We start from the raw sequence: 14,705 nt of genomic DNA, 5'->3' as shown, positions 1-14,705 counted from the left end.
CGCGACGGGAACCGCCTCACATGGAAACCGCCATACCGGAACAGCCCGCACGGTACACCGCCGCCCGGCAGTGGCTGCTGGCCGCCGCCCTGCTGACCGTCGGGCTGCTCCCCACGGCCGCCGGCGGCGCGGTCCTGCTCACCGTCTGTCTGCTCTGGGGCCCGGACTGGTCGCCGCTCGCCCCCATGGTGCTGTTCTGGTTCGGCATCACCGGCGCCGTCGCCCGGGACCGCGGCCCGCTGCCCGGCCGGGCCGTGCGCCCCGACGACGCACCCGAACTGGCCGCGCTCGTCCGGGACGTGGCGGACCGCCTCGGCTTCCGCGCACCCCTCCTGGTCCGGATCGTCCCGGGCGTCGAGGCCTCCCTGACCCGGGCCCGGGTCTGCGGGGTGCGCACCCACGTCCTCTTCCTGGGCCTGCCCCTGGTGCGCACCCTCACGGAGGCCGAACTCGCCTCCGTCATCGCCCATGAGCTGGCCCACCACCGCCATGTGGACAGCCGCCGCGCCTCCTTCCTGCGGTACGCCCGCGCCCGCCTCGCCGACCGCCTGGACGCCCCCGTCCGCCCCCTGGCGCCCCTGGCCGCCCCCCTTCTGCGCGCCTCCCAGCCCGACTTCTGGCGGGCGGAGACGGCCGCCGACGCGGACGCGGCCCGGATCGCCGGGACCGAGGCCACGGCGGCGGCCCTGCGGCGGACCATCCGGCTGCACGCCGTCTTCGAGGGCCTCGGCGAAGCCTGGCTGGCCGACCTCGCCGAACGGGACGCCTGGCCCGAGGACTTCTACGACGCCCTCGACACCGCCCTCGCCGACCCGCACGTGGCCCACCGCGCCGCCCTCGCCGCCGCCGACGAGGACGCGATCGACCCGTACGCGGCGGCCGACCACCCGCCCGAGCCGGTCCGCCTGGCCGCGCTGCCCGTGCTCCCGGGCACGGGCACGTACGGCGGCACACCGGTCCCCCTGCGCGACGCGGCGGAGATCGCCCGCTGGTGCGTCCACCGTCTCGCCCTCCAGGACGGCGAGGACGAGGACGACGTCGAGGCGGTACGGCTGCTGGACCTGCCCGCCGAAGAACTGCGCGGCCTCGGCGACGACCACCGCACGGCCCTGCTGTTCAAGGCCACCGGGCGCGACACCCCGCAGGCGGCGGTCGGCGCGGCCCTGGACACGCTCGCCGACGGCACCTGGCGAGGGCTGGCCCGCCGGCTGGAGCCCGGCCTGCGACGGGTCCCCCGCGCCGCCCGCCCCCACCTGGCCCGCACCGTCTGCACGGCGGCGATGGCCGGAGCGCTGGCCGAGGTCCTGGAGACCGCCGGCTGGACCCCCGCCACCCGCTGGATGCACACGGTCCTGACGTCCCCCGACGGCCGCACGGTGGACCTCTCCGAACTGCTCGCCGAGGCCGTGACGGCCGCGGACCCGACCGTCCCCCGCGCCCTCCTGCGGAGCGCGAACGAGAGCACGAAGGAGTCGCCCGCATGAGAACCCCCCTGCGCGCGGCTCTCCTCGGCATCGCCGTCACCCTGGCCGGATACGCCCTGCTCGCCGGCTGGGCAGGCCTGCGCGCCGACGGCTACCTGGACGCCCGCGACCGGGCCACCGCCCGTACGACCGGCGTGGTCGTCGAGGACGGCATCGGCGACGACCTGGACATCCGCGTCCGCTGGACCGACGGCACGGGCCGCACCCACGTCCAGCGCTTCGGCGTCTACGACACCGACCGCTACGCCGAGGGCGAGGACTTCCGGGTCGCCTACGACCCCACCGCCGACGACCCCCGGGGCTTCCCGGCCGACCCGGACGAGACGGCCGAGGAGGACGATCTGCTCGCTCCCGTCTTCCTGGGCGCCGCCGTGGCCCTGCCGCTGACCCTGGTCTGGCTCTGGCGGGGCCTGCGCTTTCGGCGGGCCGCCCGCCGGCCCGGCCGCCCGATGACGGCCCGGGTGCGCACCGGCACCCGCCGGGCGGCCTGGCGCGCGTCGAGGGGGACCTGGCTGGAACTGACGGGTCCCGAGGGCCGTACCCGCTGGCAACGGGTCATGTGGCACCCGGCCCTGCACGAGGCGCCGGCCGAGCTCCGGGTCACCGCGCACGGCACCGGCCGCCGCACCGTCGTGGCCCTCCCCGACGGCACCCGTCTGGTCCCCCTGGGCCGGCTGCGCGAGCATCCCCCGACCGGCGCCGTCCTCGACGACGACGCGGTGCGCGCCGACCTCCGCGACGCCTTCGTCCTCCCGCCCGGCACCACGGCCGCGCCCCCCTGGCACGAGGCGGCCGCCGCCACCGGCCTGGGCACCCTCCTCGGCCTGGTCCTGGGCCTGGTCATGACGGGCCCGACCCTGACCGGCACCCTGGCCTTCGTCCTGGCCTGCGCGACCCTGACCACCTCGGTGTGGCTCCTGTCGGCGCCGCAGCCGTGAGGCCCGTCAGCCGTCCGCCCGCTCCGCCCCCGTGGCGAAGAAGCGCTCCACGTACTCCCCCGGCGGCAGGGTGCTCTCGCGCATGAGGGAGAACACCTCCGTACCCTCGCCGGGGGCCGTGCCGAGGGTGCAGACCTCGGCGAAACGGACGTACTCGACGCCGTCCAGGCCCTCGCAGTACCCGGCCGCCTCGGCCTCCGCCCGGGCGACGGCCTCGTCGGGGGAGCCCGCGGTCCACAGGGTGACGCGCTCCTCGTAGACGCCGAGGGGGCCGTGGCGGAAGACGCAGCGGACCGCGTACCAGGACCGCTCGACGGACACGAAGCGCCAGCGGTGGACCGGACGGGTCACCAGGTCGGGCTCCGGATCGGGGAGTTCGGGGAGCGCGGCGTCGTACTCCGCGTCCCACCAGGTGACGACGAGGACCCGGTCCTGCGGGGCGCGGAAGGTCTCGCGGCGCAGGGGGCGCTCCGCTAGGGTCCGGCCCTCGGCCCAGGCGAGCAGGTCGGCGCCCCGGCCCTGGACCGCCCGGGCCTCCCACATCAGTGCGACCGTCATGAGTAGAGGTTGTCCTTGGCGACCTCGTGCACATGGTCGTGGCCGGGGACATGAGGGTCCGTCACCGGGAGGGAGGAGTCCGCCGACAGGTCCCAGCCCGACGCCGCGCGGCCCCGGGCGACCATCTCCGCGCCGAGGGCGGCGACCATCGCGCCGTTGTCCGTGCACAGCTTGGGACGCGGCACCCGCAGCCGGATGCCCGCCTTCTCGCAGCGCTCCTGGGCCAGCACCCGCAGCCGCGAGTTGGCGGCGACCCCGCCGCCGATCATCAGGTGGTCGACGCCCTCGTCCTTGCAGGCCCGTACGGCCTTGCGGGTCAGGACGTCCACGACCGCCTCCTGGAAGGAGGCCGCCACGTCCCGCACCGGCACCTCCTCGCCGGCCGCCCGCTTCGCCTCGATCCAGCGGGCGACAGACGTCTTCAGGCCGGAGAAGGAGAAGTCGTACGCCGGGTCGCGCGGCCCGGTCAGCCCGCGCGGGAAGGCGATGGCCGCCGGGTCGCCCTCGCGGGCGTAGCGGTCGATGACCGGCCCGCCGGGGAAGCCGAGGTTCAGCACGCGCGCGATCTTGTCGAAGGCCTCGCCCGCCGCGTCGTCGATGGTGGCGCCCATCGGCCGGACGTCGGAGGTGATGTCGGACGACAGCAGCAGCGAGGAGTGGCCGCCGGAGACCAGCAGCGCCATCGTCGGCTCGGGCAGCGGGCCGTGCTCCAGCTGGTCGACGCAGATGTGCGAGGCGAGGTGGTTGACGCCGTAGAGGGGCTTGCCGAGGGCGTAGGCGTACGTCTTCGCCGCCGAGACGCCCACCAGCAGCGCACCGGCCAGGCCCGGCCCGGCGGTGACGGCGATGCCGTCGAGGTCCTTCGCGCCGACGCCCGCCTCCTTCAGCGCCCGGTCGATCGTGGGGACCATCGCCTCCAGGTGGGCGCGGGAGGCCACCTCGGGGACGACCCCGCCGAAGCGGGCGTGCTCGTCGACGCTGGAGGCGACGGCGTCCGCCAGCAGGGTGGTGCCCCGGACGATGCCGACGCCGGTCTCGTCGCAGGAGGTCTCGATGCCGAGGACGAGGGGTTCGTCAGCCATGGGTGTCGGTTCCTTGGTCGTCTTCTTCTCGGCGCAGGGACGCCGCTTCTTGGCGCAGGGACGCCGCCGGGTCGGTCAGGCGCATGACCAGGGCGTCCACGTTGCCGGGCTGGTAGTAGCCGCGCCGGAAGCCGATCGCCTCGAAGCCGAAGCGTTCGTAGAGCTTCTGCGCCCGGACGTTGTCGACCCGGCACTCCAGCATCACCTCGGCGCAGTCGAAGGCGGTCGCCGCCCTCAGCAGCTCGGTGAGCAGCCGCCCGCCGAGGCCGGTGCCCCACTGCTCGCGGGCGACGGCGATCGTCTGGACGTCGGCAAGGTCCCCGGCGGAGGCGAGCCCGGCGTACCCGACGACCCGTCCGCCCTGTTCGGCGACGAGATAACGGCGGGTCGCCTCGGCTCCCCGGGAGTGCGCCAGCTCGGACCAGAACATGCCCCGGGACCAGGCGTCCTCGGGGAAGAGGTCCTTCTCCAGTTCCAGCACGGGATCGATGTCCCACCAGCGCATCTCGCGCAGGCTCGGGGTCACGGCGTCGGTCACTTGGGGGTGACCACCTTGTAGTTCTTGGGGACCTGGGCGTCCGGTCGGCGCAGATACAGCGGGCGCGGGGCGGGCAGTTCCTCGCCGGCCGCCAGCCGCTCGGCGGCCAGGGAGGCCAGGGCCGCCGCCGAGACGTGCTCGGGTTCGTGCGCCTGCGGGAAGGTGTCCGGGTACAGCAGCGCGCCCGCGCCGACGGCCGGGAGCCCGGCGACCTGGCCCGCGATGTCGGCGGGCCGGTCCACGGCGGGTTCCGTGACGCGGGTGCGGGAGTCGTCGTAGCGCGCCCAGTAGACCTCCTTGCGCCGGGCGTCGGTCGCCACGACGAAGGGTCCTGTGAGGTCGGAGGCGTACGCGAGGCCGTCGAGGGTGCACAGCCCGTGCACCGGGACGCCGAGCGCGAGCCCGAAGGTGTCGGCGGTCATCAGCCCGACGCGCAGCCCGGTGTACGGACCGGGGCCGACCCCGACGACGATCGCCGTGACGGCGTCCAGGGCGCGACCCGCCTCGGCGAGCAGTCGGTCGACGGCCGGCAGCAGCAGCTCGCCGTGCCGGCGGGCGTCCACCTGACTGGAGGAGGCGATGACGTCCGTGCCGTCGTGGAGCGCGACGGTGACGGCGGGGGTGGCGGTATCCAGAGCGAGCAAGAGCACGCAAACAGCCTACGGCTCCCGGGCGCCTGTGTCGGATGTCCGGGCGGAGCCCGTGACGGCTGCTACGGTCGCCAGGAAACAGGACATAGGACAATTTTTCTTTTCATGGGGTGGTCGCTGGTGGCAGTCAGCAGCTCGACCCTCGTCGCCGGGCTCACGGCGGCGGCCGTGGCGACGGTCGGGTTCCTCGCCTACCAGGCCTCCGCGCACGTGCCTCCGGGACTCGGCACGTCCCCCACCGCGGCCGCCTCCGCCGCCGCCCGCAAGGCGCCGCGCGACCGGGCGCACCCCACCGCGCTGCCCGGGAACTCGGGCGCGGGCCGGCGGGTCGTGTACTCGCTGGACGACGACCGGGTGTGGCTGGTCGGCATGGCGGGCAACGTCGAGCGCACGTTCCGGGTCACCGCGGGCCGGGTCGACCCGCCGCCCGGCCGCTACTCGGTGACCTCCCGCTCGGGCGCGGTCACCGGCACCGACGGCACCCCGGTGGAGCACGTCGTCCGGTTCGCCTCGGTGGACGGTGTGGTCATCGGCTTCAGCGCGGCGGTGAAGGCCACGGCCCCGGCGCCGGACGCGATGGTGCGCACGGGCGGGATCCGGCAGACCCGGGCGGACGGGGACGCGATGTGGGACTTCGCGACGATCGGGCAGCGGGTCGTCGTGATCCGGTGACCTGGCGTGAAGGATTCCGACAACCGGTCGGCAAAATGTTGCGTACGGCGTCTTGCGCGTGGTCACATGGTATCCCAGCGCTAGTTAGGTGTACCTAACCAGCCCCCGTCCCCGGGAGGTGCCATGCCGGCCGACGAGCCCCAGACCACCGAGGTCCGGCCGCCCCGGCCGTTCACGCTCGCCGGGGTGTCCATGCGCGAGCTGCTCTCGTCGTGCGCCGCGGCCGAGGCCGTCTCGACACCCCCGCGCCTGCCTGACCGCCCGGCCACCAGGGGAAAGCCCGCCGCGCACCCCCGGGCGGCGTAGGACACTCGTGCGCTTCAGGCCGCGAGCACGCTCAGGTCGGCGGTCGCCCAGCGGGTGCCCAGCCCGCTGACGGTCACGTGGCGCACCTCGTCCGTGGTGTCGCCGACGGCCCGGTGGATGCGGACCTGGAGCCGGTCGTCGGTCAGCTCCTCGACCTTGCCCTCGCCCCACTCCACGACGATCACGGACTCCGGCAGGGACACGTCGAGGTCGAGGTCCTCCATCTCGTCCAGCCCGCCGCCGAGACGGTAGGCGTCGACGTGGACGAGCGGCGGCCCGTCCCCGAGGGAGGGATGGACGCGGGCGATCACGAAGGTCGGCGAGGTCACGGCCCCGCGCACCCCGAGACCCTCCCCCAGCCCCCGGGTGAGGGTGGTCTTGCCCGCGCCGAGCTCCCCGCTGAGCATCGCGAGATCGCCGGCCCGCAGCAGCTTGGCGAGGCGGCGGCCCAGCTCCCGCATCTGCTCGGGGGAGGTGACGGTCAGCTCGATCTCAGCCGGGTTGTGCGGTGCCGCTGGTGCTTCCATAGCCCCCCACCGTAGCCCCTGCCGGAACGGCACCCGCGCGGGTGAGAAGGTCGGCGAGGCGGTCGGTGACCACTTCCGGGTGTTCCAGCATCACGAGGTGCCCGGCGTCCGGGACGAGCACCAGCTCGGCGTCCGGCAGCAGGTCGGCGATCGCCTCGCTGTGCTCGCTGGGCGTGACCAGGTCCCCGATGCCCGCCAGGACGAGCACCGGCATCCCGGTGAACAGCCCGAGCGCCTCGGTCTTGTCGTGATCGGTGAAGGCCGGGTAGAACTCGGCGACGACGTCGATCGGCGTCCCCTCGATCATCCGCTCGGCGAACCGGGCGACGGCCGGATCGACGTCCTTCGAGGCGAACGAGTACCGCTTGATGATCCCCGCGAACAGATCGGCGGTGGCCCGCCGCCCCTTCTCCACCAGCGCGGCCTGCTGCCCGAGCGCCTTGAGCACCCCGGGGAGCACCCGCCGCACCGCGTTGACCCCGGCGACCGGCAGCCCGAAGTTGACCTCGCCGAGCCGCCCGGAGGACGTTCCCACGAAGGCGGTGGCGACCACCCGCTCGCGCAGGAACTCCGGATACTGCGCGGCCAGCGCCATCATGGTCATCCCGCCCATGGAGTGCCCGACCAGCACCACCGGCCCCTCGGGCACGGCCGCGTCGATCACGGCCCGCAGATCGCGCCCGAGCTGGTCGATGGTGAGCGGTGCGCCGTCCCGGAGCTGGGCCGCGCCGCGCGCGGACCGCCCGTGGCTGCGCTGGTCCCAGTGCACGGTCCGTACGACCCCCCGCAGCGCCGCCCGCTGGAAGTGCCAGGAGTCCTGGGTGAGGCAGTAGCCGTGGCTGAAGACGACGGTGACCGGAAGGGGCGCCTTGCGCCCGAACAGCCGGCGCCGCCGCCCCGCGGGCCCGCCCTGCGGCTCGACGTCGTCGACCTCGTAGTACAACTCGGTGCCGTCGTCCGCGATCGCCTTGCCGGGGGTGCCGCGCAGCCCGCCGTACGGCCCCGCCGAGTCCAGGGCGAGCCGGGCCTTGGCCCGCATCCCGCGCCCCACGGTCATCCGCTCGATGGCGACCCCGGCCGCGGCGCCCGCGGCGATCACGCCTATCGCGGCTCCGGCGATACCGGTCGCCCGGCGCCAGCCCCCGGCCGCCCCCGTGGCGGAGACGACGGCGACGGCCGCCGAGGCGGCGTCCGCCACTGCCTCCGCACTGCTCTCGCTCACGTACCGCTCCTCCTGTCCAGGTGCTCGTCCACAGCGTGCCCGCAGCCTGTGTCACGGCTGCCGAAGACATGTCCTACCCGCGGGCCACCCGCTTCGTCACTCGTTCACATAGACGCGGGGAACGCGGGATCCGATGCGCGTGACGATTTCGTACCCGATGGTTCCGGCCGCCTGCGCCCAGTCCTCGGCGGTGGGCTCGCCGCGATCGCCCGGACCGAACAGCACGGCCTCCGCCCCGGCGCCCGGCTCGTCCCCGCCGAGGTCGACCACGAACTGGTCCATGGCGATCCGCCCGGCGACCGTGCGCCACTTGCCGGCCACCAGGACGGGTCCGGTGCCGGAGGCGTGCCGGGGGATCCCGTCGGCGTACCCCAGCGGCACCAGCCCCAGCGTGGTCGTGCCGGGGGTCACGTAGTGGTGCCCGTAACTGACGCCGTGTCCGCCCGGCACCTGTTTGACCAGCGCCAGCGAGGCGGCCAGCGTCATCACCGGGCGCAGGCCCAGGTCGGCGGCGGAGCCGAGCTGCGGGCCGGGCGACAGGCCGTACATCGCGACGCCCGGCCGGACCAGGTCGAAGTGGCTCTCGGGGACGGTGAGCGTGGCCGGCGAGTTGGCGATGTGCCGCACCTCGGGCCGTACGCCGCGCGCCTCGGCGTACCCGACCATCTCCCGGAAGAGACCGAGCTGGGCGGCGACGGACGGGTGTCCGGGCTCGTCGGCGCAGGCGAAGTGCGACCACAGCCCGGTGATCCGCAGCAGCCCGCCCTCCTCGGCCTCCAGCGCGGCGGCGACGAGCCGCGCCCAGTCCTCGCCCGGCTGGCAGCCGTTGCGGCCGAGCCCGGTGTCGGCCTTGAGCTGCACCCGCGCGGGCCGGCCCGCGGCGTGCGCGGCGAGCAGGACCTCCTCCAGCGCCCACGACCCGCTCACGGAGATGTCGAGATCGGCCTCGACGGCCTCCCGCCAGGGCCCTCCGGGCGTCCAGAGCCAGCACATGATCCTGACGTCGGCCGGCAGGTGCCCGGACCGGCGCAGGGCGAGCGCCTCCTCGGGGGTGGCGGTCCCCACCCAGCCGGCCCCCGCCTCCACGGCGGCGCGGGCACAGGCGAGGGCGCCGTGCCCGTAGCCGTCGGCCTTGACCACCGCCATGAACGCGGCCCCCGGCGCCTTGGCGCGCAGGGTCCGCACATTGGCCCGCAGCGCGCCCAGATCTATCTCGGCACGGGCGCGCGGCGGGGCGGAAGGGGTCCTGGCGTTCTCACTCATCGCCGCCCAGTGTCTCAGAGGCCCCGCGGAGCGCTTGAGTGCCGGGCCGCAGCGACCCCCGCGCCTTTCGGCGCCGAACGTCCCGTACGTCCCGCGCATCCCGTACGTCCCGCCAGGCCGCCGGGATCGCGTCCGCCACGTCGTGGGCGCCCACCGGCGCGCCCCGTGCCGCGAGCCGCCCGGCGAGCCCGTGCAGATACGCCGCGACGCTGCCCGCGTCCAGCGCCGGCAGCCCCGCCGCGAGCAGCGACCCGGCGAGCCCCGACAGCACGTCCCCGCTGCCGGCGGTGGCCAGCCAGGGCGTCCCGGTCGCGTTCACCCGCACCGGTCCCCCACCGGGGTCGGCGACCAGGGTGGTCGAGCCCTTCAGCAGGACGGTCGCCGCGTAACGCCCCGCCAGCTCCCGTACGGCGGCCAGCCGGGCCCCCTCGACCTCCTCCCGGGTCACCCCGAGCAGCGCGGCGGCCTCTCCCGCGTGCGGGGTCATCAGGGTCGGCGCGCTCCGCCCCCGTACCGCCTCCCGCTCCGCGAGCCGCAGCCCGTCCGCGTCCAGCAGCACGGGCACCTCGGTCGCCAGCACCTCGGCGACGGTCGCGGCGTCCTCCCCGGCGCCCGGCCCGGCCACCCACGCCTGGACCCGCCCCGCCTTGTGCGGCCCCCGGTGCGACACCAGCGTCTCGGGGAACCGCGCGAGCACGGCCTCCCCGGCGGGCCCGACGTACCGTACGGCCCCCGCCCCGCCCCGCAGCGCCCCCGCGACGGCCAGCACGGCGGCTCCGGGGTAGCGCGCGGACCCGGCGGCGATCCCCACCACGCCCCGCCGGTACTTGTCGCTCTCGCCCCCGGGTTCCGGCAGCAGCGCGGCGACGTCCGTGTGCTGGAGCGCCTCCAGCCCGGCCTCCTCCGGCAGGACGTCCCCGAGCCCGATGTCGACGAGGCGCACCACACCCGCGTGCTCCCGCGCCGGGTCGATCAGCAGCCCCGGCTTGTGCGTCCCGAACGTCACCGTCACATCGGCCCGTACGGCGGTCCCCCGCACCTCCCCGCTGTCCGCCTCCACCCCGCTGGGCAGATCGACGGCGACGACGACGGCGCCCGACCGCTCGACGGCCGCGACCAGCGCCGCCGCCTCGGGCCGCAGCCCGCCCTTCCCCCCGATCCCGACGATCCCGTCCACGACGAGGTCGGCCCGCCGGACGACGTCCTCGGCCGCCTCCGCCCCCACCACCGCACCGCCCGCCCCCCGCAGCGCGGCGAGCCCCCCGCCGTGCACCCGGTCGGGCGCGAGCAGCACCGCGCTCACCCCGGCGCCCCGCCGGGCCAGCCGCGCTCCCGCGTACAGGGCGTCACCCCCGTTGTCCCCGCTGCCCACGAGCAGCACGACCCGCCGTCCGTACACCCGCCCCAGCGCCTCGGCGCAGGCGACGGCGAGCCCGGCGGCGGCCCGCTGCATCAGCGCCCCTTCGGGCAGCCGCCCCATCAGTTCCCGCTCGGCGCTCCGAACCGTGTCCACAGAGAAGGCAGTACGCATGGCGCAAGTCTCACACCGGGCCCGGCCCGGCGGCGCCGTCCGGGGCGGTGTCGTCCGGGGCCTGCGTCCCGGTCTTCGCGTAGAGGATGTCGCGGGCCTGCTCGGCGGCGCGGACCATGCTCTCGCCGACGAAGTCGACGAAGCGGGCGATGTTCTCCAGGCGGACGGCGGCCGGGGTGTCGGGGCCGAGGACGCCGACGCCCCGGCGCGCGGTCTCGGCGAGCTGGGTGTGGGACCGGGCGCTGGCGATCATCCCCTGGTACCAGACGTCGGTGTCGACGACATAGCGTTCGCGGCGGCCTTCCCCGCGCTCGCGGCGGATGAGTCCCATGTTCTCCAGGAGCGCGACCGCCTTGGAGACGGACGCCGGGCTGACCTGGAGCCGCTGGACGAGTTCGGACGCCGTGAGGCTGCCCTCGTCGGTGGTGTAGACGCAGGCCAGCACCCCGGACGCCATCTGGGGCAGGCCCTGTTGCATGAAGATCGTGGTGAACGCCTCCTCGTACGCGCGTACGGCCTCGGCGTCGCGTCCGTGGGGCAGCGCGGGCCGGTCCGCCGTCCGGGGCGCGCTCGGCCTGCGGCGGTGGGCGCGGTGTTCGGTGGCCCGGTGGGCGAGGTCGGCGCGGTAGCCGGTGGGGCCGCCGTTGCGCAGGACCTCGCGCGTGACGGTCGAGGTCGGGCGGTCCAGGCGTCGGGCGATCTCCGCGTAGGCGAGGCCGTCGGCCAGCCCCAGCGCGATCTGCTGACGTTCCTGCTGGGTGAGTCTGCCTCCCGGCATCGCGGCCTCCTTCATGGTCCGTACGGCCCGAAGCATAGCCTTCACTCTCATCCCATTGCAACGACAGAAGGGGCGCCCGTTGCATTGAATCCCTAGCCGTTGCAACGATTTATCGGCCTCTACCTGCACTGATGACAATCCATCGCAACGACTATGTTGCCGCATCCATGAACGCAACGTAGCTTTTCCCTCATCAGAAAACGAAGCCAAGGAGCTCACCATGCAGAAGTTCGACACCCCCGCCCCGGTCTCCGTGATCCTCGACATCCCCGCCGGCCGCATCCAGTTCATCGCCGCCGACCGCGCCGACACCACGGTCGAGGTCCGGCCCGCGGACCCCGCCAAGAACCGCGACGTGAAGGCGGCGGAGGAGATCGAGGTCGCCTACGCCGACGGTGTGCTGTGGGTCGAGGCCCCGGCGGCGAAGAGCCGGGGCCTCGGCAACACCGGCTCCGTCGAGGTGACCGTCCAGCTGCCCGCCGGTTCCCGCGTCGACGGCAAGGCCGCAGCCGCCGAACTCCGGGTCGTGGGACGCCTCGGCGACCTCGCCTTCGAGGGCGCCTACCGCCAGATCAAGATCGACGAGGCCGCGAGCGTCCGCCTCGGCGCGGTCGACGGCGACATCGAGATCGGCCGGCTGGGCGGCCCCGCGGAGATCAGCACCGCGCGGGGCGACATCCGGATCGCCGAGGCCGTACGCGGCTCGGTCGTCCTCAGCACCCAGTCCGGCGACATCTCGGTCACCGCGGCCGCCGGGGTCTCGGCCGCCCTGGACGCCGGCACCGGCCACGGCCGCGTCAGCAACTCCCTCAAGAACGACGGCACCGCCGTACTCGACATCCGCGCCACCACCTCCCACGGCGACATCACCGCCGCCAGCCACTGATCAGCCAGCCGTCACCGAGCACAACCGCATACACAGGGGGCACCTCTCATGACCGACCTCGCCATCGCGGCGACCGGGCTGCGCAAGTCCTACGGCGACAAGACCGTCCTGGACGGCGTGGACCTGGCCGTCCCGGAAGGCACGATCTTCTCCCTGCTCGGCCCGAACGGGGCGGGCAAGACGACCGCCGTCAAGATCCTCTCCACCCTGATCACGGCCGATGCCGGCGAGATCCGGGTCGGCGGCCACGACCTGCGCACCGCCCCCCAGGCGGTGCGGGCCGCGATCGGGGTGACGGGGCAGTTCTCCGCCGTCGACGGCCTGGTCACCGGCGAGGAGAACATGCTCCTCATGGCGGACCTGCACCACCTGCCCCGCAGCCAGGGCCGGCGCACCGCCGCCGCCCTGCTGGAGCGCTTCGACCTCACCGACGCCGCGAAGAAGCCCGCCTCCACCTACTCCGGCGGCATGAAACGCCGCCTCGACCTCGCCATGACCCTGGTCGGCAGCCCCCGCATCATCTTCCTCGACGAACCCACCACCGGCCTCGACCCCCGCTCCCGCCACAGCATGTGGCAGATCATCCGCGAACTCGTCGCCGACGGCGCCACCGTTCTCCTCACCACCCAGTACCTGGAGGAGGCCGACCAGCTCGCCGACCGCATCGCCGTCCTCCACGACGGCACCCTCGCCGCCGAAGGCACCGCCGAGGAACTCAAACGCCTCGTCCCCGGCGGCCACGTCCGCCTCCGCTTCACCGACCCCACCACCTACCGGCGCGCCACCGCCGCACTGCACGAGGCCGCCCGCGACGACGAGGCCCTCACCCTCCAGATCCCCAGCGACGGCAGCCAGCGCGCCCTGCGCACCCTCCTCGACCGGCTCGACGCCGCCGGCATCGAGGCCGACGAACTCACCGTCCACACCCCCGACCTCGACGACGTCTTCTTCGCCCTCACCGGCCCGGCGGACATCCCCCACCAGTCCAAGGAGAGCACCCGATGAGCACCTTCGCCCTGGCCGTCCGCGACTCCTCCACCATGCTGCGCCGCAACCTCCTGCACGCCCGGCGCTACCCGTCCCTGACCCTGAACCTGCTGCTCACGCCTGTCATGCTCCTGCTGCTCTTCGTCTACATCTTCGGCGACGTGATGAGCGCGGGCATCGGCGGCAGCGACCGCTCCGACTACATCGCCTACATCGTCCCGGGCATCCTGCTGATGACCATCGGCGGCACGGTCGTCGGGACCGCGGTGTCCGTCTCCACCGACATGAACGAGGGCATCATCGCCCGCTTCCGCACCATGGCCATCCACCGCGGCTCCGTGCTCGTCGGACATGTCGTGGGCAGTGTGCTCCAGTGCGTCGCCAGTGTGGTCCTCGTCGGCGTGGTCGCCGTGGCCATCGGCTTCCGCTCCGTCGACGCCACGGCCCTGGAGTGGCTCGCCGCCTTCGGGCTGATCGCCCTGTTCTCCCTGGCGCTCACCTGGATCGCGGTCGGCATGGGCCTGGCCAGCCCGAACGCCGAGGCCGCCGCCAACAGCGCCCAGCCGCTGATCCTCCTGCCGCTCATCTCCAGCGCCTTCATCCCGGCCGACACCATGCCCGGCTGGTTCCGGCCGATCGCCGAGTACCAGCCGTTCACCCCGGCCATCGAGACCCTCCGCGGCCTGCTGCTCGGCACCGGGATCGGCAACAACGGCTGGCTGGCGGTCGGCTGGTGCCTGGGCCTCGCGGTGCTCGGCTACTTCTGGTCGACGGCGAGGTTCGGCGCCGACCAGAAGTGAGCGAGGTGTGCCCCGAAGCGACCGCCATGGCGAAGGACCGCCATGGCGGTCCGCCGCGCTCCCCCTGCGCGCTCGCCCCTCGGCCCTATCCCTCCGCGATCACCACGGCCGAAGCCACCCCGGCGTCATGGCTCAACGACACATGCCACCCCCGCACCCCCAGCTCCGCCGCCCGGGCCGCCACGCTCCCCCGCACCCGCACCCGGGGCTGCCCGCTCGCCTCCACGAACACCTCGGCGTCGGTCCACAGCAGCCCCGGCGGCGCCCCCAGCGCCTTGGCCAGCGCCTCCTTCGCCGCGAACCGCGCCGCCAGCGAGGCGACCCCCCGCCGCTCCCCGCTCGGCAGCAGCAACTCGCTCTCGACGAAAAGCCGCGCGGCAAGCGCGGGCGTCCGCTCCAGCGACGCCGCGAACCGTTCGATCTCGGCCACGTCGATACCGACCCCGATGATGCTCATGCCGAGCACTCTAAGGCGGGGCGCAC

General features: G+C 74.6%; 16 protein-coding genes and 1 pseudogene. 7 read left to right on the top strand and 10 right to left on the bottom strand.

From position 1 onward, the window contains the following. Positions 1–20: 20 nt before the first annotated feature. Positions 21–1,484, top strand: a complete 1,464-nt coding sequence (locus ACYQ8Q_RS28075; protein WP_460068628.1) for a M48 family metallopeptidase — start codon at positions 21–23, stop codon at positions 1,482–1,484. Then, on the top strand, positions 1,481–2,422 hold the full coding sequence (locus tag ACYQ8Q_RS28070) for a hypothetical protein (protein ID WP_460068626.1): 942 nt from the start codon (positions 1,481–1,483) through the stop codon (positions 2,420–2,422). Before ACYQ8Q_RS28075 ends, ACYQ8Q_RS28070 begins: the two co-directional genes overlap by 4 nt. A 309-nt stretch (positions 2,423–2,731) precedes the next feature. Here ACYQ8Q_RS28070 and ACYQ8Q_RS28065 read toward each other — a convergent pair. The 4 genes and pseudogenes from ACYQ8Q_RS28065 to tsaB form a co-directional block, all read right to left on the bottom strand. Next, positions 2,732–2,980: pseudogene (locus tag ACYQ8Q_RS28065) on the bottom strand (hypothetical protein); the annotation flags it as partial. Beyond that, positions 2,977–4,062: a tRNA (adenosine(37)-N6)-threonylcarbamoyltransferase complex transferase subunit TsaD gene (gene tsaD, locus ACYQ8Q_RS28060; protein WP_460068625.1), complete on the bottom strand. Its 1,086-nt coding sequence runs from the start codon at positions 4,060–4,062 to the stop codon at positions 2,977–2,979. The pseudogene ACYQ8Q_RS28065 and the gene tsaD, both read right to left, overlap by 4 nt. Then, entirely contained in the window at positions 4,055–4,600 is a 546-nt protein-coding gene (rimI, locus tag ACYQ8Q_RS28055) for a ribosomal protein S18-alanine N-acetyltransferase (protein ID WP_460068624.1), read from the bottom strand. The genes tsaD and rimI overlap by 8 nt, the downstream gene beginning before the upstream one ends. Beyond that, positions 4,597–5,250, bottom strand: a complete 654-nt coding sequence (tsaB, locus tag ACYQ8Q_RS28050) for a tRNA (adenosine(37)-N6)-threonylcarbamoyltransferase complex dimerization subunit type 1 TsaB (protein ID WP_460068623.1) — start codon at positions 5,248–5,250, stop codon at positions 4,597–4,599. The genes rimI and tsaB overlap by 4 nt, the downstream gene beginning before the upstream one ends. A 120-nt stretch (positions 5,251–5,370) precedes the next feature. Between tsaB and ACYQ8Q_RS28045 the strand changes: the two genes are divergently transcribed. Together ACYQ8Q_RS28045 and ACYQ8Q_RS28040 are read left to right on the top strand one after the other, a co-directional pair. Then, entirely contained in the window at positions 5,371–5,922 is a 552-nt protein-coding gene (locus tag ACYQ8Q_RS28045) for a hypothetical protein (protein ID WP_460068622.1), read from the top strand. Between the two features lie 123 nt (positions 5,923–6,045). After that, complete coding sequence (locus ACYQ8Q_RS28040; RefSeq protein ID WP_460068620.1) at positions 6,046–6,228, top strand: hypothetical protein; 183 nt, start codon at positions 6,046–6,048, stop codon at positions 6,226–6,228. 14 nt (positions 6,229–6,242) lie between these two features. On the opposite strand, the gene tsaE is transcribed toward ACYQ8Q_RS28040, so the two are convergent. From tsaE to ACYQ8Q_RS28015, 5 genes are all read right to left on the bottom strand, one after another. Further along, positions 6,243–6,755, bottom strand: a complete 513-nt coding sequence (gene tsaE / locus ACYQ8Q_RS28035) for a tRNA (adenosine(37)-N6)-threonylcarbamoyltransferase complex ATPase subunit type 1 TsaE (RefSeq protein WP_460068619.1) — start codon at positions 6,753–6,755, stop codon at positions 6,243–6,245. Further along, complete coding sequence (locus tag ACYQ8Q_RS28030; protein ID WP_460068618.1) at positions 6,721–7,977, bottom strand: alpha/beta fold hydrolase; 1,257 nt, start codon at positions 7,975–7,977, stop codon at positions 6,721–6,723. The genes tsaE and ACYQ8Q_RS28030 overlap by 35 nt, the downstream gene beginning before the upstream one ends. A gap of 96 nt (positions 7,978–8,073) precedes the next feature. Further along, entirely contained in the window at positions 8,074–9,240 is a 1,167-nt protein-coding gene (alr, locus tag ACYQ8Q_RS28025; RefSeq protein WP_460068617.1) for an alanine racemase, read from the bottom strand. Continuing rightward, positions 9,233–10,771: an NAD(P)H-hydrate dehydratase gene (locus ACYQ8Q_RS28020; RefSeq protein WP_460068616.1), complete on the bottom strand. Its 1,539-nt coding sequence runs from the start codon at positions 10,769–10,771 to the stop codon at positions 9,233–9,235. Before ACYQ8Q_RS28020 ends, alr begins: the two co-directional genes overlap by 8 nt. 10 nt (positions 10,772–10,781) lie before the next feature. Further along, on the bottom strand, positions 10,782–11,549 hold the full coding sequence (locus tag ACYQ8Q_RS28015) for a helix-turn-helix domain-containing protein (protein WP_460068615.1): 768 nt from the start codon (positions 11,547–11,549) through the stop codon (positions 10,782–10,784). A gap of 220 nt (positions 11,550–11,769) precedes the next feature. Here ACYQ8Q_RS28015 and ACYQ8Q_RS28010 point away from each other — a divergent pair, with 220 nt between their 5' ends. Genes ACYQ8Q_RS28010 through ACYQ8Q_RS28000 form a run of 3 tightly spaced genes read left to right on the top strand, consistent with a single transcriptional unit; the run spans position 11,770 to position 14,222 of the window. Beyond that, positions 11,770–12,435 (top strand): DUF4097 family beta strand repeat-containing protein, encoded by a 666-nt coding sequence (locus ACYQ8Q_RS28010; RefSeq protein WP_460068614.1) that lies wholly within the window; start codon positions 11,770–11,772, stop codon positions 12,433–12,435. Between the two features lie 48 nt (positions 12,436–12,483). Beyond that, a complete protein-coding gene (locus ACYQ8Q_RS28005; RefSeq protein ID WP_460068613.1) occupies positions 12,484–13,440 on the top strand; it encodes an ATP-binding cassette domain-containing protein in 957 nt (318 codons plus the stop codon). After that, positions 13,437–14,222, top strand: coding sequence for an ABC transporter permease (locus ACYQ8Q_RS28000; protein ID WP_460068612.1), 786 nt, complete (start codon positions 13,437–13,439; stop codon positions 14,220–14,222). Before ACYQ8Q_RS28005 ends, ACYQ8Q_RS28000 begins: the two co-directional genes overlap by 4 nt. An 85-nt stretch (positions 14,223–14,307) precedes the next feature. Here ACYQ8Q_RS28000 and ACYQ8Q_RS27995 read toward each other — a convergent pair whose 3' ends face one another. Then, on the bottom strand, positions 14,308–14,679 hold the full coding sequence (locus tag ACYQ8Q_RS27995) for a holo-ACP synthase (RefSeq protein ID WP_460068611.1): 372 nt from the start codon (positions 14,677–14,679) through the stop codon (positions 14,308–14,310). Positions 14,680–14,705 lie beyond the last annotated feature (26 nt).

Source organism: Streptomyces sp. YKOK-I1, assembly GCF_054660435.1.
The sequence above is the reverse complement of the archived record's forward strand: the minus strand, read 5'-3'. Positions and strand labels throughout refer to the sequence as shown.